Here is a 22827-nt window from a genome sequence, read left to right on the forward strand (position 1 = left end):
ATAGAGCAAGAAGTTTGCAGTCTAAAAGGTAAATCAAAAATCAGCTCTGGCGGTAGCGAAGACGAATAAAAAATGATTCTGACCGTTCGCGACCGAAGGGAGTCGGATACCGCTTACGGTCAGCCATCATTTTTTAGGCGGCGTAGCGAACGACAGAGCTGATTTTTGCACCTGCAAGTTTGTAATGCGGATTTTTTTGCTGTATAGAGGTTTTTATGAATATCAAAAAGTTTTGTTATAGGGCCTTTGCATTGATTCTTTTGCTGGGAACTTTTTCGGGGCGAATCTTTGCGAAGGAATTTGAATTCGTAAATCGTGACATAAAGGACATTTTGTATGCGATTTCGATTTACAAGGAATTTCCTGTTTGTGCGGACGACACAGTTTCGGGCAAAAGTGATTTTAGGATGTCGGGAAATGACTTTGATTTGGCTTTTAATTCATTTTTGCGGCAGTCGCGGCTTTATGTTGAGAAGAATGCGGACTCTTGGACGGTGAGCAAAATTCACGTTCAGCATAAAAATGAGTCTGGCAAGGATTTGTATTCACTTGACGCTTTTGATGTGCTTCCTGTTCAGCTTTTTGAGCGCAGTGCCATTGCGACAGGGCTTTGCGTAACTTACGAGTCGCTTCCGGGCATGAGCGTTAGCATTCATACGGGATTTTGCACGGCAGAAGAAATCTTTAGGCGGATTACCGGGCTTTGCGCTGGATTCGAGATTAAAAAGGAGCCTTCTGGATTCTTTCATGTTTCAAGGCTTTCTGGGCAGGTTCTTGGTTCTGCAGGTGCGACTGGCAAAGCTGATTTTGTAAAAAATGCTGACGGTTCCTGGACGTGCGACGTTCAGAATGCGCTTCTTTCGTATTCAATCGAAAAAATCTGCGAGATGAACGGTTCCGAATTTTGTTTTGCGTTCGGCAATGAGTCTCGAATCTTTCGCTCGTACTTTACGGCACCTTCGTTTGAGGAAGCTCTGGGCACTTTGTGTGTTCAAGGCGGGGCAGAGTGCATTTTTAAAGATAAAATCTGGTATTTTTCTTCCTTAAAAAATAAGAATCAGCTTGTGAGCGCAGGAAAAAAATGGCAGAGCATAAATTTGCGCTACACAAAAAGTGCGGTCTTACAGCCGTTAATCGCAAAGCGCTTCCCGGAAATCGAAGTGATTTTTGTTGGGGACGAAAAAATCATGTTTCTGAGCGATGAAAAAAAATCCGTGGATTTTAGGAATTTTGTTTTGGAAGCTGACTCGAAGAAAGAAAGCTATTTGGTGAACCTAAAATATATCCGCACGAAAGAATTTTTGGAGCATCTTCCGCCGTTCGTGGAAAAATCTCAGATTGTGGACAGCGGCAGGGGAGACAGTTTTTATTTTTGCGGCTCGGGGGAATCGTACAAATATCTTCTTTCGAGAATCGATGAATTTGACAAGCCTGTTAACCGCATTTCATACGACCTTCTGATTATGCAATACCAAAGTACCGACGGAAGCCGTTGGACACCGAATTTTCGGGCAGAACGACTCGAAATGGGTGACAGAAATGGCGTTACGACTCAGCTCGGAAGCGTTCTTGATTTGAATCTTGATGTGGTGGGTGCCTTCGGAATGAAGTTTGCGGCGGAATTGCAGGCGGCGATTACCGAAACACGTGCGCAGGTTTTTGCGGATACGACTTTGAACGGTGTGAGCGGAAGCACAATCAGTTTTCAGAACACGAATACGTACCGTTATCGCGACAACAACCTGGACCCAGAAACCGGAAAGCCGGTTTATTCGGGCGTGACCAAAGAAATTACGTCGGGATTGAAGCTTGAAATTACTGGAGTTGTTACTGGCGACGGAATGATTACTTCAAAGATTACGGCGTCTGTTTCGCGGCAGGGAAGTGACTTGAGTGCGACCACAGGAAATCCTCCGCCGTCGAGCGAGAAAGTGATTACGACCGAGGTGCGGGCAAAATCCGGGGAGCCAGTCGTTTTGAGCGGGCTTGTTCAGAATGAGGACACGGAGACGGTTTCGCGAACCCCGCTGCTTTCTCGTATTCCGCTTCTTGGACACTTGTTCAAGTCGAACGAAAAATCAAAAGAAAAGACCGAACTTGTGATTTATCTTGTTCCGACTTCGGAAAAATCTTTTGGCGAAAAAGAAAACAATTCTGTGAGTTTTGAGCATTTGCGGAATCTGTACGGGGAGTTCGTTGAAAAATCAGAAAATCAGGACGGTGAAGAAAATGGAAAATCATTATGAAAACAAATTTGAGCTTTCGCTTCCGTTCAGCATTCATAACGGTGTGGTCGTCATTGAGAATTCAAAATCATTCGTAAAGTTTGGCGTAAGGAATTCCCGCGATTTGTCGCTTAAAAAACAGCTTGAAAAGGCTTGGGCTTCTTACGCGCGAAAAAATTATTTTTCCGAAAATTCAGAAAATCTGGAGGCGGGAAAAATTGAATTCGTGGAGCTTTCAAAAGAAGAACTAGACAAGGCGATTCTAAAAAATTACGGGCAGAGCGGGAATCTTTCTCGGCGGACGGAAAAATCTGGGGCAGAAAATTCTGGGACGAATGAAAGCGAGAAAAAAGCGGTTGCTTTGCTTTTTGATTCGTTGCTTTCGGAGGCACTTGGGCGGCAGGCAACGGACATTCATATAGAAGAAAAATGTGTGCGCTTTCGTGTGAACGGTTTGCTTGAAAAAATCTGCGAGCTTTCTGTTGAGCGGAGCGTTGAGCTTGTACGCCGTGTAAAAATCCTTTCGAACCTTGATGTTATGGAAAATCGCCGCGGGCAGGACGGGCAGTTTGTGAGCGAGCTTGAAGACAAAAATGGCGGAAAAACTTGCGTTTTTGTTCGCGTCTCGTGCCTGCCTGCGGTGTCTTCGTCGTTCAGGGGCGAAGTTGGCGAAAATGCGGAAAGCGTGGTTTTGCGGCTTTTGGACGCGAAGCGAGTTCCGCTTGAAGTTGAAAAGCTCGGTTTTTCGCTACGGCAAAGTGATTTTTTAAAGAAAATGTCTTTGCTTGAAAACGGCTTGATTTTGGTCTGCGGGCCAACTGGGGCGGGAAAGTCCACGACGGCGGCGGCTTTGCTCAACGAAATTGAAAAAAGTTTTTTAGGCAAAAAGAAAATCGTGACGATTGAAGACCCGCCCGAATACGTGCTTTCGGGAATGACTCAAATTCGGGTGGATGAAAAAATCGGGGTCGGATTTGACGATGCTTTGCGGCTGGTTTTTCGGCAAGACCCGGACGTGATTTTTGTGGGCGAAATCCGTGACGAAAAAACGGCTCTGACGGTGATTCGGGCGTCTCTTACAGGGCATCTTGTGATTGCGACTCTTCACACTTCTGATTTTTTTGGGGCGTATGCGCGAATGCGAAATCTTGGCGTGAATTTTGAGGAACTCAATTTTGTTTTAAAAGGAATCGTTCTTCAGAAACTTGATTTTTTTGTTGGCGAAAAAAATTTGAATGCGAAGATTCTTGATTGCCAGAAATGTTTTTTTGATTTTTTTGAGACGGATTTTACGGAGAAAAATTTCTTAAAGGTTGCGGAGAAAAATATTTTATGACTGAAAAAAAGTGTGTTTTGATTTTTACGGAAAATCTTTACGAACTAGTTTCGTCAGGAATCGAACTTTCAAAAGCGGTGCATATTATTGAAGAAATTAACGGAATTCCTAAAAAAGTTCGTAAAACTTGCGCGGAGATTCGAGCGGAACTTGATTTTGGCGAGAAATTTTCTTCGGCACTTTCTTCGTGCACAAAAATCAGCTTTGGAGAATCCTACATTGCATTCGTGGCGGCTGCGGAAATCTCCGGGAATCTTTCTGAAACTCTCGGCTATCTTTTGCGCAATATTCGCGAGCAATGCGAAAGTTTTGAGAAATTCGTTGTTGCGGCAGTGTATCCGCTTGTGGTGTCTTTGCTTGCGGCTTTGGTGAGCTTTGGGGCGATTAATCTCATGCAAGGAATTTTATGTTCTCGGCAAACTTCCTCTCAGGCGTTTTTTGCGTGGATTTTGGGCGGGGTTTTTATGATTTTTTGTTTGTGTTCGTTCGTTTTTGCGCTTCGAAAAATCATTGAGCCGGATGCGTGCGTGGTGTTTTTTAAGTCGATCGCATTTTTGGCGGAACATGGGATTCCTCTTGTTGCGGCGATTGATTGCTCGCTTCAATTAATAGAAAAAAAATCTGCGTTGTGTTCGGCCGTTCTTGAGATAAAAGGCGGAATTTTGAATGGCGAAAAAGTTTCTGATGTTTTTGGCACGTGCCTCGAAAATGCGGGTTTTAAATACCATTCAATGATTCTTTCTTCAAATTTGGCTCTTGCGGAATCTTCCGGGAATGCGAGCGCTTTTTCTAAAACGGCGGCGAGCCTTGAAAAGCGGCGTGAAAAAGTTCGGCAAGTTTTCTTTTCGCTGGAACAGCCGCTTTTGATGACCGTAATTTCGGTTTATCTGGTCATCGTTCTAAAAAATACAGTGATTCCAATTTTAACAGGTTTTGGAGGTGTTTTATGAAAAAAATAATTTTGAGAGCAAAGAAAATATTTGAATCCGCTTCGCTTAATCATGCCCGACGTTTGAAGGCTCAGGGCGTGAGCGACGGCAAAAATGCAGGATTCACCTTCGTTGAAACTCTTGCGGTGCTTGTGGTTACGGGGCTTCTTGCCTCTCAGGTTGGAATTGCGACAAATTCGCTGATTCAGCGGGCAAAAGTTTCGTCGGCTAAAAATCAAATCGAAATGTTCAAGGTGGCGCTCCAGTCCTATTACATCGACTGCGGGCGCTTTCCGACCGGGGAACAGGGGCTTTCGGCGTTGTGGGAAAAGCCTTCGATGTATCCTCTTCCCGAAACCTGGAACGGACCTTACGTTGAAAAGAAAATTCCGCTTGATCCGTGGGGAAATCCCTACATTTATTTTTCGGCGGACGGAGTGGCTTTGAGCCTTGCGGGAACTTCGGCTCCGGAAGGCCTTCCGTATGCGATTGTCTCATACGGCGCGGACGGGGTTTCTGGCGGCGAGGGAGCGGAGCGTGACGTTGTTTCGTGGGAATAAAAAAATCGACGCGGGGGCAAAGGATTCTGCGTTCATTCTTGTGATGACGCTTGCTGTGCTTCTTGGACTGTCGGCTTTGTTTTCGGCAGTCGCGTGTCTAATTCAAATGAAATCAAAATTGATTGAAAAAAAATCAGCGTCATTTTACGAGGCGCTTGAAAGTGAGTCTTTGATGATTCAGTCGGAATGGAAAAATGAGATTGATTGAACTTGTTGTTTCTGTGTTCTGTGTTTCGCTTTTTTTAGGAATCTGGGGAAGTGCTTACAAACCGATGCGGGGAATTTATGAAGATTTTAGTGAAAAATCTGCCGTTTTTGAGCGTGATAAGTTTGTTGCGGATTCTTTTAAAAAATTGTGTTCTGAAGGAAAAAACTGCGTTGACGACTTTGAAGACTGGAAGTCAATGTGCGCTTTGATGTGGAATTTTGAAAACTTTGAAGTTTGCGTTGCGGGGCGGAAAGATAATCACGTTCTTTTTGTTTGCAAATTTGACGGACATGAAGTGTCGGCGGTTTCTCATTCTGAATGACGGAGAAATGACAAAAAAGTAAAGATTTTAAAATCGAGGTGAAAGTGAAAAAAGTTCTTGTGAAAAATTGCGATTATGACAGGTATTCGATTGCCTTGCCCCTAAAAATTGCAATTAAACGGCACGGAAAATCTTTTTTGTTCAAGGAATTGGAAAAAAGGCATCCGTGTTTTTCAACTGGCTGTTGCACGGATACGCATTATGCCCTTCGCGGTGGCAGACTTACCGCGGAAGTTACCGTGATGGAACGTGCTCGGCTCTCGGAATACAGGCGGCTTAATCCGGGGCGGAATCTGTATCTGGAGGATGAGCCGTCTTTTGCGGTGTTCAAAACTCAGGGCGAGAAAATTAAAGTTGCCGCATTGTTTTTTTTGCTTCTGATGGGAGGTGCGTCTTTGATGTTTGTAAATCGAAATATTTATGGCAGTTCAAAAAATGCGGTGCAGGCTTTGGCGGATTCTGGGGCGGCAAAAATCGAAAATTCGACCGAGACGGATTCGGTTTTGCTTGCACCGACAGAAATTTTTAGTTCAGTTTTTTCTTCAATAAAAAATGCTGGCGGAAAAATCACTAGTTTTGTCTGGAAAAATGGCGAGGCGAGCATGAATATTCGTGGCTGCAATATTGAAGAAATTGCAGGTGCCAGAAATTGCGTCGTTTCTTACAAAAATGACGAGCCGTGTTTTTCGCTCGTGCTTCAAACGCCAACTCAGAAGAAAAATCATTCGGCAACGGCGGCGGGGAGCGTGTCTTTTTCGCCAGAAAAGCAGCTTGCGGAATTTGAAAAGACGCTGTTCGTGCCTCAAATTCGCACGATGCTCAGAACCGAAAACGTGGAGCTGGTTTCCGAGTATCGCTCGGAAGATTTTGTGGAGCTGTCGTTCAGCGTAAAAAATTCTTCCCTTGCAAAGGCACTTAAATATTGTGCGGGGCTTTCCAGCGGAAACGGCTGGCAGGAAGATTCCCTTTCGATTTTGTGCGGGGAAAATTCCTGCGCGGTAAAAGTGAGTTTTGTGCCGGTAAAAAAAATCGGCTCTTCACAAACCGACTGTGAAAACTCGCCTTTGATGCAGGCTTTTCTTTTTGCGGAAATATTTATTCCAGAAGAGAAGTGTGAGCCGATTCCGTTGGCGCGGAGAGCTAGGTCTTCTGCAACTGCTCTTCAAAGAGTTCCCGTTATCAAAGCGGAAAAATCGGAAAATCCCACCGAGTCTGATTCTCAGGGAAAAATTGGCGAGATTCGGCGTAAGGACGGTTCGGTTTTCGTTTATTACAGAAACAAACACGGTCAGTTTGGCCATGAAGTAAAAAAAGAGGCTAGTAATGAATAAGTTTTTTAGATTTTTTAGCGTGACAATTGTTTTGACAGGCTCGCTTTTTTCTTTTTTGGGGTGCGCCACAAAAGGTTTTGAAGGAAAAGCCGTCTGCTCTGGGCGAGTTTGCAGTCCTGACGGAACGGCGGTTTCTGGGTATCACGTTTCGTTTGGGGACGGTCTTGAGGCTGTTACCGGAATTAACGGCGTTTTTATGATTCCCGACATGAATGCCGGGGAATACGTTTTGACTGGCGGCGGAAAAGGCTGGGCTTCTGTGTCCGAGAAAGTTGTTTTTTCGGACAGAAAATCCATCGTTACGGTGCAGGTTTCTTCGATGAACGACGTTTACAAAAATGTGGAAAAGCTGATTCGTTCTTATTCTTTTGATTCTGCGGAAAATCTTTTGGCTTCACAGAAAAAATACAATCAGGATGACGATGTTTTTGATTTTTATTGTTCGTTGGTTTCGTTCTGCAAAAATCAGTCCGAACAGGAAAAACTCACAATGAAAAAGATTCTGGAGGCAAAATGATGAAAAAAACTTTTTTTGCAGGTTTGATGCTTGCGTTTTTCGCGTTTTCGGGTTGCTCGACTTTTGCGGCGATGGAATGCCCGTATGTAATCGAAAAGCCACATGTTGTTTTGGGCAAAGTTTCGGGAAAGCACAATTTTGCGGGCGCGTATTTTAACGTTTTTAATGATTCTCAAAAAAGGGTTGATTCGCTGACTTTTTCGTTCATGGTTTATGACAAAGACGGTCAAAATCCCTTTGTTGGCAGCAACAATATTGTTTCGAGGTGCGATGATTTTATTGAAGCGAGTTCGGCGAAAGAATTCTGTGTGAATCTTGATTCTTATTTGAGCGTGGTTCCGGATGAGCCTTATTTGATTGATTTTCTTTACTTGCGGGAAATCCATTATTCGGACGGTTCATCTTGGAGCGACCCGTTCGGAATGTATGCTTCGAGAGAGGTTTTTGAATGATTTTCGTAAAAAAAATGACTTTTCTTAAAGTTTTTCATTTCGTTATGCGTTTGGCTTTTGGGCTTTTGGCAAGTTGTCTTCTATATTCTTGTGCAATGGAAGCTGATTCTTATGCTTCTAGCGCGCCGGTGGTTTTTCAGGAAAGCGAGGCTTCGCAACGGGAAAAATCTTGGACGTTCATCGTGTACATGGCGGCGGACAACAATCTTGAAGGAGCCGCAATCGACGACCTTAACGAAATGGAAGAATCCTTGGGCGCGGCTTCTATGAATGTGCTCGTTTTGCTCGACCGGGCGATGGGCTACGATTCTTCAAACTACGACTGGACTTCCACGCGGCTTTACAAAGTCAAAAATGATGATGAGCACAACAAAATCAACATTGCGAGCGAACAGCTTGAGTGCCCGAATTTGTGTCTTTCACTCGAAAAAGAAACTGAACTTGATATGGCAAAAAAATCCACGTTGGCGGGGCTTCTTTCCTTCGCGTGGGAAAATTATCCTGCTGACCATTACGGCTTGCTTGTTTGGGGCCACGGAACTGGCTGGCGCGCGGAAAATGGCAGCAGCGATTCTGCCGGAAAAACAGGGGTTTTCCGAGCCTTTGCGGTGGATTCTTCCTCGGACTCGTACATGACGATTTCGTCTATGCGCGAGGCGATTGAAGAAGGTATGGGCGGGCGAAAGCTTGATTTTATTGGCTTTGACACCTGCTTTGGCGTTTGTGCGGAATCTGCGTATGAATTTCGCGACGTTGCGGAAATTATGGCAGGCACGCCGTCTATCGTTTCTTCATCGGGCTGGAATTACACGAAGGTTTTTGATTATTTTGCTTTAGAGGATTCTGAATTGGTGGATTTAAGCGATTCTTCCCGCGGGAATGCGAAGGATTTTGCGGCGGCGTGTCAAAAACAATTCCGCGAGCAATATCAGCGCGAATCCTCGTCGGTGTTCTGCCAGATAAAGCTTTCAAAAATTCAGAAGGCAATAAATCTGTTTGACGACTTTGCAAAATCTGCGGCGGATTTGATAGATTCCTATGAACTTCGGGACAAGTTTACGGAAGTCTTTCAGAAAAAATCAGTTTCGTATTATTCATCAAATTCTTCCACGGATTTTTACGTTGATTTGCGGAGTGTCGTTCAGAACGTCCTTGAAATCGCCCCGGAACTTTCAGAAAAAGGAACTGCGTTCTTAAAATCCCTTGACGCGGCCGTTTTTGATTCTTGGTCTGCGAACGGACGTGAGACTTCGCTTGGCGTTTTTTATGCGACTTACGCATCTTACGGCGTTTGTTCGACGAGCCATCCAGATTTGTACATAAACGGCGGAATTGAGACCGGGGCAAGTCAGTTTGTAAAAGATTGTTCAGGCTATGTTCCGACAAAAGAAAATTCTGGAAGTCTTTTGGACAAAATTTTTTATGCGACTTTCGATTGATTCAGTTTGCCATATCATGCTGAGCATTCAATCTTTGTCATGCAGAGCTGTCAATCTTTGTCATGCTGAGCTTGTCTCAGCATCTGCATTTTGAGATTCCGAAACGAGTTCTGAATGACGTTTTTCGGTTCGGGATGGACTTTTGAAAGTTAAAAAGATTAAAAAAACGAATTTAAGGATTTAAAGAAGATTATGATAAAAAAACTAAAATCGATTTGGGCGAAAGGGATTTTTTTCTGCGCGTTCGCTTTTTTTGCATCAGGCGGGCTTTGCGCGGAGGAATATGTTGAGGACACCGGCGAGGATGAAGGCTGGCCGGATAGCTATTATGAAGACGGCTACGCTGATTTTTACAGCGGAAATTATGATTACTCAACGCCGTATAATGAAGATTCTTCCTCGTATGCGAGCTGGCTTAACGAGGCGCTTTCTGCTTACGCGGAGGCTGTGGCGGCAAACGCACCTGCAGAGGAATTGGCGGCTTTGCAAACGTACGTGGATGCGGCAAAAGATGCCATGGATAATTATTGCAGTTCCCACGGGCTTACTTATTCAGTGGGCGGGGACAATGCCGTGACCGTCTACAATTTTGACGGAATGCCTGTAGGTCGAGCAGGCGACCCTGTAATCATTTCGAGCGGAATTTTTATCCTTGAGGATTCCGATATTTCCTTGCAGGCTGGAAACTGTTCTTTTGATGTAAAGCGGGCTTTGTTTTCAGGAAAAACTTTTGATTCTGCGGATTTTGGGCGATTCTTCGGGCAAAATTGGATTTCAAATCTTGATACGAGAATTATTCGCGGGTATTCGCAAAAATTAATCGATGAATATCCGAATATTCTTTCTGCGATGGAGACGCTTCGCCAAAAAGTCGATGTGATAAAAGGCTATGCTGATGAGGATTCAAACTGTACGGAGACTTATGAAAAGGCAAAGGCTCTGCTTGAAGAGGCCGAATCGAATCTTTGTCTCATTGAAGCCGAAATCAGTCGGTCAAAAAGTGCGCTTGAAAAAAATGCGCATGTTCTTTACGGCGTGCCAGGAAAACTTGGCGGCGGACTAAAATCGGGTTGTTTGATTTTTGTGGATGAGAGCGGAACTCCAATCATTTTTGAGCGAGTTTTGAATGATGAAAGTGAATATGGCGATTACGCACCGAAAAACAAAAAGTTTGTTCAAAAATATTCTCTTTTCTGCGATTCCAATGGATTTTGCCTTTCAAACAAACTAACTGGCGAAAAAAAATATTTTGATTCCTGCGGGCTTCCTTCAAAATTTGTTTCGATGAATAAAGGTTCGGTTTTCTTTGAATATGATTCCGAACACAGGTTGAAGGAAATTTCCCTCGACAAAAAACGGACTTTTAGGCTCTTGTGGAGTGGTGACCGCCTTTCTTCGGTTTCGGACGGACTCAGGTCTGTTTCGTATAAATATGCTGCGGGCAAACTTTCCGCCGTTACGGACTGGGAGTCTGACACAAAAAGATTTGCTTATGACTCAGACGGAAATCTTTTAAAACAGATAAAAGCCGACGGCAGTTTTGTCGGTTTTGCCTACACGAAATTTAACGACGGGCTCAGGACTGTTTCGACAACCGATGAAAATGGGGCGACGGAACACTTTGCATATAATATAGAAGGAAAACAGACTATTCATACCGACCATGACGGAGTTAAAGCCGAATACAAGTATGATGAGCGCGGGCTTACCGTTTATGAGCGATTTTCGGACGGTTCTGTTTTTTACTATGAATATGACGAGAATGACCGTCTTTCCAAAAAGCGCGACAACCATTCTGCGGAGTCTTTCTCTTACGATGCCGACGGAAATTTGCTTTCAAGAAAATACAGCGACGGCTCAAGCGAAGAGTGGACTTATTCGCAAGGAAAAATTGCCTCCTACAAAGACCGTGACGGCGTTTCGATTGAGTTTTCCTACGATTCAAACGGAAACCAAACAGGCGTTTACAGAAAAGGGCAGCTTGTAAATGCTTTCGAGTATGATTCAAACAACCTTCTTTGCGTTTCAAAAGATTGCTTTGAAAATCGCACCGTTTATTCTTACAATGAATGGGGCGACCTTGTTGAAAAATCTTTGTACGCAAAAAATTCTATAATTTCCGCTGCCACCGAAAAATGGGTTTATGATTCAATCGGGCGCATTCAAAAATACACCGATGCGGCAGGGCGAACCTTTAACTACAAGTATGCTCCACATGCAGTGAACATTTCTGTTTCAACCGGGCTTGAAGTAAAACTTTGCTATTCATCAAGAAAAGATTTGATTTCTAAAACTGTTTCGGACACAAAAACTGGCGAAAAACGCGTTTATGAATATGAATACGACAAAATGCATCGGCTCGTTTGCAGTTATGTTTCTGGAATCGATTCTCAAAAAAATCAAGTTCCAAAAACCAAGCTGAATCAATTTGCCTACACGCCGGAAGGCAGGCTTTCTTCCCACAGGATTTTTGACGCACTTACCGCAGCCGGAGAAAATCCTAAAGATGATTGTTGGTTCTTTGATTACAGTTTTGATTTTACGGGCAATGCCTCTCAAGTTGATTTTGGATTCGGCGAGTCGGCAGAAAAATCATTGCTTAGTCGCAGCAAAGATGAGCGTGGAATTTTGTTTACTGAAACGCTTTGTGGCGGACGAAAAATCACACAACTTTACGACAAGCAAAATCGGCTTGTGAGCGAAACTGAAAACGGCACCGAAAAATACAAGTATGATTTTTCGCCGGCGGGCAGACTTTTAAAAATCTCTTGGGACGACAGAGAATCGATGCAGTTTGCTTACGATTCTTTGTCTGGAAGGGTTGCCTCTTTGAAGGCAGTGTACGGAAACTATGCTTCCCACGAAAACAGTTTTTTCCCGAATGGTTTTGTAAAATCTTCTAAAGGTCGGGATGGGAAAACTTGCGTTTACGAATACGATGTTTTCGGCAATGTTTGCAAAATCAGCTCTGAATCAAAATCAATCGAGACTGCTTACGATTCTGTTGGAAGAGTCACTTCGCACAGAATTAAAAATGCGGAAGGCAAAATTGTAAGCAAGGAAAGTTTTGAATACAGTGATGATTTTAGGTTTGTAACGCGGGTAAAAGGCGGACTTTTTAAAGAAAAATTTGTTTTGAACGCATTTTCTGAAACTGTGGCGATTGTCGATGCGGACGGCAATAAAAAATCTTTTGATTACGACGTTTTGGGCCGACTTTGCCGCGCGACCGACGCTTATGGAAATTCAACTTGCCTCGAATATGACGGCATGAATCATCTTGTAAAAAAGACGTTCGCAGACGGCTCTTTCAAAAAATATGTTTACGACCATCGCGGAAATTGCGTCGAGATTCGGGACTCTCTCGGAAAAAATTGGTGCGGAACTTACGACGCGTCAGGAAGGCTCGTTTCGTCATCTTCCCGTCCGTTTAGTGAAAAAGAGTGCTACGAATACGATGAGCTTGACCGCGTTGTTAAAGTCCGACGGGGAGGTTCAACCGTTTTAACGAACTCTTTCGGTAAAAAAGGCAAGTCTTACGTTAGAAAGGATTCCAGAGGAAATGAGTCTTTCTTCGGCTTTGACGGATACGGTCGCCTTGTTTCAAAAAAAGACAGGCTCGGAAATCTTTCTGAGTCAAAATACAATTCGGACGGCACTCTTTCTGAGGAAGTCGATTTTAACGGAAAAAAGGCTCTTCACACTTATTCTGCTGGCGGGCTGACTCACAACGTAACATATTCGGACGGCACTTTTGAAAAATTCACTTTCGATGCCGCCGGAAATCTGCTTTCTGCCATCAATTCTGATTCTGCACTTTACTTTTCTTATGATTGTGCGGGGCACCTTGTTTCGCAGTATGACGAAAAAACTTGCGAGACCGTAAATTTTACTTACGATGCTCGCGGCTTGCTTTCAAAGATTCATGGAGCAGGACGCAACATCACTTATATCTACGGAAAGAATTCTGAACTTCTAAAAATCGTGGATTCGATAAAGACTTCGCTCACCGATAAAGTCACGGAAGTGGATTTTTCTTACGACAAGCTTGGTCGCGAAATCTCAAAGAGTTTTTCGACCGGTGAATGCGAAAAATCTTTTTACGACGGCGCAGGTCGGCTTGTCCTCAAAACCGGGTATTCCGCTGACTCTAAACTGATTTTTGTGGACGGCTCGGTTTATGATGCAAGCGGAGCTAAAATTCTTTCCCTTGATTCAAATCTTGGGCTTACGCGCTTTGAGTATGACAAAATGGGACGCATTGCGTCTGTTTCGTACCCGTATTCAGAAAGCGTGGCGGGGCATCTAAAAAAAATCACTTCTGACGCGGGTTTGCATTTTAAGGATTCGGATTTGGTTTCTTCAAGGCTTTCTTTGAATCCTTCTGAAATTTCAGAAATCGAAAAACTCTGCAAAATGGCTGGCCTGCATTTTTCTTCAATTTCGCTTTCGGTGAATCAGGCGGTTTTAAAAGAGTCGTTCGTTTATGACAGCGAAGGCAATATGATTTCTCGGACGACACCTTTCGGAAAAATCGATTATTCTTACGACAAGGAAAATAGGCTTGTGGGCTGGGGGCGTGGTTGCACGGCGTCTTACGACAAAAACGGCAACATCGTTCAAAAAAAATTACGTTTCAAAGACCGAGCAGTATGCGTATAATCCGCAAAACCGAATCGCCTATGCGACGGTTTACGATTACGCTGATGAAAAAAAATTCCAGCTTTCCTACAAATATGACGCGCTTGGCCGCAGAACAGTAAGTTCTTCTAATGCTGACGGAGACACTCGAACGGTTTACGAAGGGGTGTCGCTTAGGGAACTTTGCACCAAGCAGATTCCTTCGTCAGAAGCGTGGTCAAGCGAAAATTTTAACGGAGACTCGCGCTATGCTTGGATTTCAGATTCTGCCCAAACCCGATCCGTAAAGACTTCAAAACCGGTTGAGCCTACGCGTTCGCACTTTATAGCGGAAGCTCCGCTGTACGGAAATGGTTTTTCGCCGATTTCTTTCGCGTCTGCGGATGCAGTTTACGGCTGGAACAAAAACGTGCTTCTTTCTGACTCGCTTGGCAGCGTCAAAATGAATCTTTCGGAAATAAAAGCCGCTGAACTTTACGGTTATGATGTGTTTGGCTCTCCGTTGGAAGAACCGTTCTCGTTTGGTTTTGCAGGAAAGAAATTTGATTCCGTTACTCAAAAATACGATTTTGGATTCCGTGATTACATGCCCGATTCTTCAAGATTCACTTCTGTGGACCCGATTCTTGACGGAAGAAACTGGTACACCTATTGTGCCGGTAATCCCGTGAACTATTTGGACCCGGACGGACTAAAAACAATTTCGCCACAGGCGATTATAATGCAGGATTCTCCGTGGGGAAGCGAGAGCTTAGGTTGGGCTTATGAAACTTATATAGACAAAAATGGCGTTGAACAGCCTATGACTGTTGCGACTCATGGGTGTCTTGTTACGTCAATGTGCGAAGTTATTTCGGAACTTTTCGGGGAGAATGTTACTCCGCACGATTTAAATTCGCAAACGTCACTTTTTGACGCGCAGTATCTCAATACAATAAAGACTGCTGATGAATACGGTATGTTTAGAACCTCTGTTGGGTCTGCGCCAAGTTGTGCTTTTACAGACTCAAGGTTTGCTTCAAAGCTGTCGGAACAGGGCGTTAACCCTACTGGCGATAGATGGGCGGACGTAATAAATTATTACAATGGCGTTAGCAGGGATGTGGGGCAGATTCTGCACGTCGAGTGGAATACTGCAGGAAAGATGCATTTCGTCGGCACTACAGGAGAAATCATTAATCGGAACGGAACAAATTATGCAGTTATAGTTCCGACGTCAAAGTCGGATACACTTGCGAATAATATGAAAGATGGGAAAGAAAAGCAAACTTCTCGTATCGTGGCAGGCTGGCATGTTATTGATGGAAAAATGTGCGTTCCGACATCGCTCATACATCGTGTTGACGTTTATACCCAAAAGGACTTTGACAAGGTATATCAAGCAAATAAAGCAAATTAAGATGAAATTAATTCTTTTTTTAGACATTTTTAACATTTTTTTTAGATTTTGTGTGGACTTCTTAAAAAGACGTAAAATTTATGTTTTTTTTAAGAAGTCCAATAACTGGAATTTATAAAATGAAAGAATCAAAAAATCATAAAACTAAAAAGAGGAGATTTTATGAAAAAAAGTATTTTTTTAGCGGCCTGTGTGTCAGTCGTGTATCTTGGGATAATGAGTACGATTCCCGTTTCCGCCCAGGAGAGTGAAAGTCAAACTGAAAATAAACTTTGGGCAGGCGAAATGAGTGGTCTATATGTACGCAATGTGTATACAGATTCCGTTGCATTATTGGTGAGACCTAACAAAGATAATGTAAAAGTGTACTCAGCTCCATCATTGAATGGAAAAGTTGTTGGAGTCACCGACAAAACTTGCTTTTTCTTTATACTTGGCATGAAAGAAACTGAAGATGTCGTAAACGGAGTTAAAGGTAACTGGTTGAATGTTAGCAGAGGCTTGTGGCCAGAATGGGAGGCTACGTATTGGATTTTTTCTGAGGACGTGGATATTGGTGACAAACTTAAGCCTAGCAAAATGAGTTTTGTTGAATTTTGCCCTATAGTAGAAAGACACTGTCCTATGGTGAAAATCAGTATAAAACGAAATGCCGATAGAAAACCTGTTGAGGTTGAGATTCCGGTGGGAGGACGTGAATTTGTTTGGAATTTTGATAATGATGGTGCATTTTTTACGGATCCTGTAGGAATTTTCAGAGTTGAGGAAGATGGTACTATAAAGCATTTGTCACATTTCGGACATTCTATGGAATCTGATTTCTTTTTGTCAGAAAGCGGAAACTATATCATAAGCCCTCAGGGTACTTGTCCTGGTGTATGTGGCGTTGTGGTTTTTGATGCTCAGACCTACCTTAAAATTTTTTCAGGTGATTACTACATTGGAAAAAATTTTCGTCTTTTTGAAGGCGATACTCTTTATTGCGTCCATCCGTATAACATTCTTGAACCTAAAAACGAAAAAATTGCCGAGTACATAAAAAATAATCCCCTGCCAGAGGAAAAGAAAAACTCAGGATTTGACTGGATTCTTGTCGAGCATTATACACATAACCTAAAAACTGGCGAAGAAAAGTCGTTAGGTTATGAGTACGTTATTACTCAGTAGAATTTACTTGCAGAACGGACAGGTGGTTGTCTTTTTGCATTCTTCGCTTGCTTTTTCGCAGCGGGGTGCGAATGGACAGCCTGGTTCTGGATTTGCCGGGTCGGTGACGCGCCCTGAAATCGAAGCGAGCCTTTGCGTCGTATAATGCGTTCCGAATTTTGGCGTGGAGGCGAGCAGTGCTTTTGTGTACGGATGGCGTGGCGAGTTCATAATTTTCTCGCTGGTGCCTTTTTCCATTACGAGGCCGCCGTACATTACTATTATGTTGTCGCACAAATCCGCAACGAGGTTGATGTTGTGGCTTATAAATATGATTGAAAGCCCGCGTTTTTGGCGCAGTTCTTTTAGCAGGTCCACGATTTGCGCTTGAATCGTAACGTCCAGCGCCGTTGTCGGCTCATCGGCGATTAAAAGCTCGCAACCTTGTGCCAGAGAGAGCGCGATTCCGATACGCTGGAGTTGCCCGCCCGAAAACTGGTGAGGAAAGTTTTTGAGTCGGTTTTCGGGATCTGGAAGCCCTACTTCGGTAAGCAATTCAACAGCTTTTGCATGGGCAGAAGTTTTCGTGATTTGCGGATTTGAATTTCGTAAAGTTTCGAGGAATACGCTTTCCATGTTTTGGAGCGGGTCAAAGGAGCGTCCCGGCTCCTGAAAAATCATTCCGATTTTCTTTCCGCGGTATTCGCGAAGTTCTTTTTGCGTAAGAGAAGCTAGATTTACAGTTCGTGGAGAATCGTTTTCGTCGTTTCGGCTCGTAAAAAGAATTTCTCCAGTTATCGTTGCGTTCGCGGGGTGTAGTCCTGGAATTGCCGTCGTTGTTACGGTTTTTCCTGAGCCTGACTCACCTACGATGCCGAGAATCTCGCCCTTGTTCATGCTGAAAGAAACTCCTCGCACAGAATTTACGATTGTCTCTGTGTTACCGCGTCTGATGTTAAAGCTTACGTGCAAGTCTTTTACCGAAAGAAGTGCCGATTCTGTGTCATAGATTTTTCGTTCATCGGCACGAGATTTTTTTGGCTGCTTTTTTCGCCTAAAGAAGTCTCTGAGCGACGGAACGTAGGCGTGGTACGGGTCGTAAAAATCTCGCAACGCGTCTCCTATAAAGTTGAACGCCAGCGTTACGGCAAGTAGAAGCCATACAGGAATGAGCAGCCACGGAAAATTCTTCAAGTTGCTCAGAGTCGAAATATCGCGGTTTATGAGAGAGCCCCAGCTTACTGCCGGGTCTGCAATTCCGAGTCCGAGGTAGCTCAAAGTCGTTTCGCTCATAATGAAGCCTGGGATTGCAAGCGTTGTGCTTACGATTAAAAGACTTGTTATTTGCGGAATTATGTAGCGGAAAATTATTACGAATTTTGGAACGCCTTCCAAAAGTGCGTCCTCAACGAATTCTTCGCGTTTGATTGCGTGCACCATTCCTCGGAGCGTGCGTGCAGTTCCCGGCCAGCCTACAAGGCTCAGGATAATCGTAATAATCATGTAGCTCTGCCCCGAATCCATATTCGTGTTTAGGAGGGAACGCAGGAACAAAATAAGGTAAAGGCCCGGAATGAGCATGAAGAATTCTGAAAAGCGCATTATTCCCCAGTCGGTGAGCCCGCCGTAAAAGCCTGCAAGCCCGCCGAAGACTATGGCCAGGAACAGAGAAATCGCACTTGCCACAAATCCGATTGTGAGCGAAATCCTGCTGCCGTAGATTATGCGCGAAAACAGGTCCCGACCGAGATTGTCTGCACCCAAAAGGAAGACTGGATAGATTTCTCCTGTTTTTTCATCCGGGAGAGTGCCAAAAAGATGAGTTTCGCAGGGAATCAGACCGAAAAGCTTGTACGGCTCACCTTTTACGAAAAAAGAAACTTCGTGGTACAAGCCCTTTACTCGGGCATACCGCCAAGTTATGGGATTCAAAACACGGTGTTCTTGGACGCACACGCCCCGCGAAGTTATCGTGAGGTTCGCCGGATGAAAAGAATTTTCTTCGAACGAGCGAGTCTGTGAGTATGGCGCGATGAATTCCGCAAAAATCATAAACAGGTAAAGAATTGCCAGAACTATGAGCGAGGTTAAAGCCATTGGTCGTGATTTTAAGTATCTAAAAATCGTCTTCATATCTATCCAGATTTTGGGCAGCGTATTTTGCCGCCCGAAAGATTAGACCTGTTCGGAAAACTATGTTTCCTACATGTCTATGCGAGTTTTTCAGGCTAAAGCCTTGCAAAAACTCAGTTTTTAATGGAAGAAGTTCGAAAAGCTGAAGTTTTCGAACTACTCTATTTATTTTGTCAAACCGAAGTTGCTCAAAGGAATTTCTTTTGAGTATGCGAGCGGAATGTTCGAGATTCCAAGCTCCGAAAATGAAACTCCGCTGTCGAGAGAGAACGTCGGATTCGTTCCGGATTTGTTTAGAATCTGCGTGATGAATTTTCCGGCTTTGAGCGTGTTTAGCGTAGCCGTGAGCGGAATCGTTCCGCTTGAAGAGGAAATTGAATTCGCGCCGGAAGAAACGTCGAGGTTTATGAGCGAACTGTCAGCAGTTTTTATTGAGCATGATTTTAAAAGATAGTTCCATGCCGCTCCGCCTTCGTTTTTTACGCCGAGATTAAAGTTGAGCTTCATGTTGAGATTTACGTTGTCGAATACGTTAGAGTCAACTTTTTTGCCAGCAAGAATATTTGCAGCCATCGAAGCCGCCGAAGTTGCGTTCATTCCGCTGGATTTGAACGCGCTTACCATTTCCGAGAGCGTCGGAAGAACCAGTTTTGGGTTTGAAAGCGAAAAAGTCGGTTTTATGACCGGAACGTTCACTGTTTTTGAGAACGGAAGCGTCATTGTTGAAAGCAAAGGAATGTTTTTGAGCGAAGCATTTCCCGTAACTTTAAAAGGAAGAGTTTTGCTTGAATTGTACGATTTTGCAAAATTCAGGAGAGAAGTGTATGGAACTTTAAAATTGAAAGAATTAGACGATGATTTGTTTGCAGAAAGCGAAACTCCCTTGTTTGCCGTGAGCGACGTGAACGGAGATTCGTTGCAGGTGATGTTCGCATCGACTTTTGCGAGCGAAAGCGAAACTGGGTATGGATTTTTAATCGCATAGTTGCACTTTAGCGTAACGCCCTCGGTGTCGAGCGAAGCGAACTGAATCGAATTGAACGAAAGTGTCGGTTTTGCAATCGATTTTGTTAAACTTGAGCAAGAAATTGCAGCAAATCCTGTTGCCGCAAAAAACAAGCCCGCAAGAAGATAATTGATTTTTTTCATAAAAACTCCTGTATGGTTGTTGAAAGCCTAAAAAATCTTTTTAGAGTTTCAGTCTATTTGTATCTGATTCGAGGGTCCACGATTGCAAGAAGAATGTCTGAAATCACCATGCCCGCAAGAACCAGCACGCTCATGAACATGGAATTTGCGAGTACGAGATTTACGTCCTGCTGCATTACGGCTTCGTACATGAGCCGCCCGATTCCCGGGTAGGCGAAGATGATTTCGAGAAGTAGAGAGCCTGAAAAAAGACTTGCCAGAAGATTCGCGCTTCCCGTAATGTAAGGATTCAGCGTGTTCCTGAACGCATGGTTTAGATAAACTCGCCGCTCAGAAATTCCTCGCGCGCGCAGGGCCGTAATGTAAGGCATTCCCATTTGGTCGAGCATCGTTGAGCGTATCATCCGCATAATCGAGCCGATTCCGCCAAGAAAAGATGCCAGAAGCGGCAAGAAAATATGATGCGCGTAGCTAAAAGCGAATTGCGCCGGTGCCGAGCTGAACGGAAAATCCGGGTAGCCTTTTACCGGAAAAAGCGACGTTGCCGAAGCAAAAAGCTGAAAGAGAATCAGAAGGAGAATTCCCGGAAATGCGTGAAAAAACAAAGCGAAGAAAGTTGCCGCCACATCGATTTTAGTGCCCGCCTTGCTCGAAAAATACACGCCGAGCAGGAACGAGAAAATCGTTATGAATATGAGCGAAATTATGTTCAGAATGAGCGAGTTTATGATTCGGCTTTTTATTAAAAATCCTACGCTGGTCCTTGAAATAAGGCTGATTCCCAAATCGTGATGAATCAGAACGCGGTTGAGCCAGCTGAAATACTGGAGCGTGAACGGCTTGTCGAGTCCGAGTTCTTCACGGAGCTTTGCCATTTGTTCCTGCGAAAAGTTGTTGTCCCCCGTCGTGGAAGCTGCGTTCATGCTTTGCGAGGTTGATGTTTGGTTCAGGAGCTGCTGCGTCATCATCTGGTCCACAATGTCGCCCGGAGCCAGTGCCATGAGCGCAAAAAGTGCCCAGCCGAGCATAAAAAGTATCGCAATCATCGTGATGACTCTTCCGATTATAAAAGATGCCAGCGGTGACTTTGCCCTGAACGCGCGCCACGGGGCCGCCACCGTCGCAAAAAGTTTTCTTAAAAATGCCATAGAAATCATCATATCACAAAACAGTCTGAAAGTGTTGAATTATGCGGTAGTTTTATTTTACGAATTTGGTGATTTTACTAGACTTTTTTCATTGTAGGACAACTTGTACTATAGCAGGATTGTAAAAATTTCATAAGCTATTATGAAATTTTTCGTGGCATTACAGCTGATGGTTCGTGGAATGACAGTAAACGAAACGTGGCATTACAGCTGATGTTTTGTGGAATAATAGTAAACGAAACGTGGCATTACAGCTGATGTTTTGTGGAATAATAGTAAACGAAACGTTACATTACGGCTGATGGTTCGTGGCATTACGGCTGAAGGTTCGTGGAGAGACTGGCTAGTTCAATAAATTTTCTTTTGTAATAATTGTGATTATCGCTACCTCATGTTATATTTTACGAAATAGGAGATGCAATTATGGTTACAACTTATACAATGTGGCCGTCAGAGCTGACGATGGATTTCATTCGCTCAATACAGGCAATTTTTCAGAACAAAGAAATCGAAATCAGTATTCATGAAGTCGCTGATGAAACAGACTATTTGCTTTCTTCTCCTGCCAATAAAAAGCATCTTTTCGCTTCACTTGCAGAAGCAAAAAAACACGAGAATTTTGTTAGGGTCTCAGAAGAGAGTTTATGATTATTTCTTTTACACAAACAGCCTTTGAAGATTATCAAAATTGGTCAAAAGAGGATGATGAGGTTCTTGTCGTTTCCTGCATGTATCATTATAAGTGATAAAATTATCTGCACGTTTTCTTGATTTCTTCTATATTGTATACTCAAAATTGTTGCCAGTTGTGAAATACTTATGCAACGTTCGTATACGAAGCAAAGTCCACCACAGAAAGTTTCTACATGCGTTGTTCGGTTTCTCAAAAAGCAATTTTTGCAATGCGGTGGAATAAAGTAAAAAACATTTTGCCACGCACGAATATGGCTGAAGGTTTTTACTCATTTCCAAGTTTGTTCACAAAAAAATCAATGCATTCTTTGGCTGGAAGAGAAAGCATTTCGATTTTTTTAATGAGCTGACGGTATTTCTGAAATAATTTGATTTCCTGCTCAATAATCCTGTCAGAAGATTCGCTAGTTTTTCCTGTTACAAGGTATTCAACCGTAACACCAAGAACCTGAGCGATTTTTACAGCATTTTCTGCAGAAGGCATTTTAGCGGCAGATGAAAGATATTGGTCGATTGTTCTTCGGCTTATTCCGCTTTTTGCGGCAAGCTCTTTTACTTTTATATCTTGAAATTCCAACTCACTTTTTAAGTTTTCCCGAAATGCCATGAATATAGATTACTTCGATTTGCGTAAAGTTTTTCTTGAAATACCACAATAGAAAAGATAAAATGAAGATTACGCAAATAGAGGTTAGAAATTTTGCTCTGACTTCTATCGAAATAGTTTTTTATCTATGAAGCCTTGAAACACGGAGGAAAGTGGTAATGGCAAAAAATGAGGTATCAAAAACAAACCGTAATCTGCCTGCTTATAAGCAGAAAGATTCAGATACGAAGGTAACGACAAGTTTCACACATGGGGAACGTAGGACTTACGGTAAAGATGTGTTTATACAGGAGTCCTTTGATCAGATGATTGTGACTCAGGAAACAAAGAACAGTAAGAAAAAATAATACATGGAGAAATTTGAATGCCTAAAAAAACTACAGATACAGTGACCCAAACTCAAACCCATACCGAAGAAAACGTAGACCTCACTAGAGAGGAAAAAATTGGACTAGGTATGAGGCGTCATCATTTTAAACGCGTAAAAAATGAGCGCGACAAAGCTAGAGATGAGATTGACCGATTAAAAGCTGAGAAAAAGGAACTCCAAAAACAACTTCGCGCTCTGAAGAAAGAAAAGTAAGTTTTTTGC

General features: G+C 43.4%; 20 protein-coding genes. 16 read left to right on the plus strand and 4 right to left on the minus strand.

Annotated features, from left to right (window positions below; translation table 11 throughout):
• The first annotated feature begins 215 nt into the window (after nucleotides 1-215).
• The 13 genes from JI65_RS04095 (at nucleotide 216) to JI65_RS04155 (ending at nucleotide 16526) form a co-directional block, all read left to right on the plus strand.
• Nucleotides 216-2246 (plus strand): type II secretion system protein GspD, encoded by a 2031-nt coding sequence (locus tag JI65_RS04095; RefSeq protein ID WP_191014111.1) that lies wholly within the window; start codon nucleotides 216-218, stop codon nucleotides 2244-2246.
• Nucleotides 2230-3561, plus strand: a complete 1332-nt coding sequence (locus JI65_RS04100) for a GspE/PulE family protein (RefSeq protein WP_191014112.1) — start codon at nucleotides 2230-2232, stop codon at nucleotides 3559-3561. Before JI65_RS04095 ends, JI65_RS04100 begins: the two co-directional genes overlap by 17 nt.
• A complete protein-coding gene (locus JI65_RS04105) occupies nucleotides 3558-4511 on the plus strand; it encodes a type II secretion system F family protein (RefSeq protein ID WP_191014113.1) in 954 nt (317 codons plus the stop codon). The genes JI65_RS04100 and JI65_RS04105 overlap by 4 nt, the downstream gene beginning before the upstream one ends.
• Nucleotides 4508-5050, plus strand: a complete 543-nt coding sequence (gspG, locus tag JI65_RS04110) for a type II secretion system major pseudopilin GspG (protein ID WP_191014114.1) — start codon at nucleotides 4508-4510, stop codon at nucleotides 5048-5050. The genes JI65_RS04105 and gspG overlap by 4 nt, the downstream gene beginning before the upstream one ends.
• Nucleotides 5034-5258 (plus strand): hypothetical protein, encoded by a 225-nt coding sequence (locus tag JI65_RS04115; protein WP_191014115.1) that lies wholly within the window; start codon nucleotides 5034-5036, stop codon nucleotides 5256-5258. The genes gspG and JI65_RS04115 overlap by 17 nt, the downstream gene beginning before the upstream one ends.
• Nucleotides 5245-5580 (plus strand): hypothetical protein, encoded by a 336-nt coding sequence (locus tag JI65_RS04120; RefSeq protein WP_191014116.1) that lies wholly within the window; start codon nucleotides 5245-5247, stop codon nucleotides 5578-5580. Before JI65_RS04115 ends, JI65_RS04120 begins: the two co-directional genes overlap by 14 nt.
• 44 nt (nucleotides 5581-5624) lie before the next feature.
• On the plus strand, nucleotides 5625-6911 hold the full coding sequence (locus tag JI65_RS04125; RefSeq protein WP_191014117.1) for a hypothetical protein: 1287 nt from the start codon (nucleotides 5625-5627) through the stop codon (nucleotides 6909-6911).
• A complete protein-coding gene (locus JI65_RS04130) occupies nucleotides 6904-7428 on the plus strand; it encodes a carboxypeptidase-like regulatory domain-containing protein (RefSeq protein ID WP_191014118.1) in 525 nt (174 codons plus the stop codon). Before JI65_RS04125 ends, JI65_RS04130 begins: the two co-directional genes overlap by 8 nt.
• Nucleotides 7425-7880, plus strand: a complete 456-nt coding sequence (locus JI65_RS04135) for a hypothetical protein (protein WP_191014119.1) — start codon at nucleotides 7425-7427, stop codon at nucleotides 7878-7880. The genes JI65_RS04130 and JI65_RS04135 overlap by 4 nt, the downstream gene beginning before the upstream one ends.
• The gene (locus tag JI65_RS04140) at nucleotides 7877-9319 is read left to right on the plus strand and encodes a clostripain-related cysteine peptidase (RefSeq protein ID WP_191014120.1); all 1443 of its coding nucleotides are present in this window, start codon (nucleotides 7877-7879) and stop codon (nucleotides 9317-9319) included. Before JI65_RS04135 ends, JI65_RS04140 begins: the two co-directional genes overlap by 4 nt.
• A 192-nt stretch (nucleotides 9320-9511) precedes the next feature.
• Nucleotides 9512-13981: a DUF6531 domain-containing protein gene (locus JI65_RS04145; protein WP_191014121.1), complete on the plus strand. Its 4470-nt coding sequence runs from the start codon at nucleotides 9512-9514 to the stop codon at nucleotides 13979-13981.
• The gene (locus JI65_RS04150) at nucleotides 13899-15359 is read left to right on the plus strand and encodes an RHS repeat-associated core domain-containing protein (RefSeq protein ID WP_191014122.1); all 1461 of its coding nucleotides are present in this window, start codon (nucleotides 13899-13901) and stop codon (nucleotides 15357-15359) included. Before JI65_RS04145 ends, JI65_RS04150 begins: the two co-directional genes overlap by 83 nt.
• Before the next feature lie 162 nt (nucleotides 15360-15521).
• Nucleotides 15522-16526 (plus strand): hypothetical protein, encoded by a 1005-nt coding sequence (locus JI65_RS04155; protein WP_191014123.1) that lies wholly within the window; start codon nucleotides 15522-15524, stop codon nucleotides 16524-16526.
• A gap of 3 nt (nucleotides 16527-16529) precedes the next feature.
• Here JI65_RS04155 and JI65_RS04160 read toward each other — a convergent pair whose 3' ends face one another.
• The 3 genes from JI65_RS04160 to JI65_RS04170 all read right to left on the minus strand — a co-directional run bounded on the left by JI65_RS04160 (nucleotide 16530) and on the right by JI65_RS04170 (nucleotide 20935).
• Entirely contained in the window at nucleotides 16530-18638 is a 2109-nt protein-coding gene (locus tag JI65_RS04160; RefSeq protein ID WP_191014124.1) for a dipeptide/oligopeptide/nickel ABC transporter permease/ATP-binding protein, read from the minus strand.
• A 165-nt stretch (nucleotides 18639-18803) separates the two neighbouring features.
• Entirely contained in the window at nucleotides 18804-19787 is a 984-nt protein-coding gene (locus tag JI65_RS04165; protein ID WP_191014125.1) for an LEA/WHy family protein, read from the minus strand.
• Nucleotides 19788-19840: 53 nt separating this feature from the next.
• Entirely contained in the window at nucleotides 19841-20935 is a 1095-nt protein-coding gene (locus JI65_RS04170; protein ID WP_242457158.1) for an ABC transporter permease, read from the minus strand.
• 423 nt (nucleotides 20936-21358) lie between these two features.
• Between JI65_RS04170 and JI65_RS04175 the strand changes: the two genes are divergently transcribed.
• The gene (locus JI65_RS04175; RefSeq protein ID WP_191014127.1) at nucleotides 21359-21583 is read left to right on the plus strand and encodes a type II toxin-antitoxin system Phd/YefM family antitoxin; all 225 of its coding nucleotides are present in this window, start codon (nucleotides 21359-21361) and stop codon (nucleotides 21581-21583) included.
• 310 nt (nucleotides 21584-21893) lie between these two features.
• Here the strand turns inward: JI65_RS04175 and JI65_RS04180 are convergent, their stop codons facing one another.
• A complete protein-coding gene (locus JI65_RS04180) occupies nucleotides 21894-22235 on the minus strand; it encodes a helix-turn-helix domain-containing protein (protein WP_191014128.1) in 342 nt (113 codons plus the stop codon).
• A 158-nt stretch (nucleotides 22236-22393) separates the two neighbouring features.
• Here JI65_RS04180 and JI65_RS04185 point away from each other — a divergent pair, with 158 nt between their 5' ends.
• On the plus strand, nucleotides 22394-22582 hold the full coding sequence (locus tag JI65_RS04185; protein ID WP_191014129.1) for a hypothetical protein: 189 nt from the start codon (nucleotides 22394-22396) through the stop codon (nucleotides 22580-22582).
• Nucleotides 22583-22599: 17 nt separating this feature from the next.
• A complete protein-coding gene (locus JI65_RS04190) occupies nucleotides 22600-22818 on the plus strand; it encodes a hypothetical protein (RefSeq protein ID WP_191014130.1) in 219 nt (72 codons plus the stop codon).
• The last annotated feature ends 9 nt before the right edge of the window (nucleotides 22819-22827 follow it).

This window comes from Treponema zioleckii, assembly GCF_014737315.1.
Lineage (GTDB): Bacteria > Spirochaetota > Spirochaetia > Treponematales > Treponemataceae > Treponema_D > Treponema_D zioleckii.

Bases quoted from the DNA above. Each gene is read 5' to 3' on its own strand.
- JI65_RS04170 (WP_242457158.1), bottom strand. From the start codon at position 20,935: ATGGCATTTTTAAGAAAACTTTTTGCGACGGTGGCGGCCCCGTGGCGC.
- JI65_RS04145 (WP_191014121.1), top strand. From the start codon at position 9,512: ATGATAAAAAAACTAAAATCGATTTGGGCGAAAGGGATTTTTTTCTGC.
- JI65_RS04165 (WP_191014125.1), bottom strand. From the start codon at position 19,787: ATGAAAAAAATCAATTATCTTCTTGCGGGCTTGTTTTTTGCGGCAACA.
- JI65_RS04130 (WP_191014118.1), top strand. From the start codon at position 6,904: ATGAATAAGTTTTTTAGATTTTTTAGCGTGACAATTGTTTTGACAGGC.
- JI65_RS04095 (WP_191014111.1), top strand. From the start codon at position 216: ATGAATATCAAAAAGTTTTGTTATAGGGCCTTTGCATTGATTCTTTTG.
- JI65_RS04105 (WP_191014113.1), top strand. From the start codon at position 3,558: ATGACTGAAAAAAAGTGTGTTTTGATTTTTACGGAAAATCTTTACGAA.
- gspG (WP_191014114.1), top strand. From the start codon at position 4,508: ATGAAAAAAATAATTTTGAGAGCAAAGAAAATATTTGAATCCGCTTCG.
- JI65_RS04160 (WP_191014124.1), bottom strand. From the start codon at position 18,638: ATGAAGACGATTTTTAGATACTTAAAATCACGACCAATGGCTTTAACC.
- JI65_RS04100 (WP_191014112.1), top strand. From the start codon at position 2,230: ATGGAAAATCATTATGAAAACAAATTTGAGCTTTCGCTTCCGTTCAGC.
- JI65_RS04185 (WP_191014129.1), top strand. From the start codon at position 22,394: ATGGCAAAAAATGAGGTATCAAAAACAAACCGTAATCTGCCTGCTTAT.
- JI65_RS04190 (WP_191014130.1), top strand. From the start codon at position 22,600: ATGCCTAAAAAAACTACAGATACAGTGACCCAAACTCAAACCCATACC.
- JI65_RS04135 (WP_191014119.1), top strand. From the start codon at position 7,425: ATGATGAAAAAAACTTTTTTTGCAGGTTTGATGCTTGCGTTTTTCGCG.
- JI65_RS04175 (WP_191014127.1), top strand. From the start codon at position 21,359: ATGGTTACAACTTATACAATGTGGCCGTCAGAGCTGACGATGGATTTC.
- JI65_RS04140 (WP_191014120.1), top strand. From the start codon at position 7,877: ATGATTTTCGTAAAAAAAATGACTTTTCTTAAAGTTTTTCATTTCGTT.
- JI65_RS04155 (WP_191014123.1), top strand. From the start codon at position 15,522: ATGAAAAAAAGTATTTTTTTAGCGGCCTGTGTGTCAGTCGTGTATCTT.
- JI65_RS04120 (WP_191014116.1), top strand. From the start codon at position 5,245: ATGAGATTGATTGAACTTGTTGTTTCTGTGTTCTGTGTTTCGCTTTTT.
- JI65_RS04180 (WP_191014128.1), bottom strand. From the start codon at position 22,235: ATGGCATTTCGGGAAAACTTAAAAAGTGAGTTGGAATTTCAAGATATA.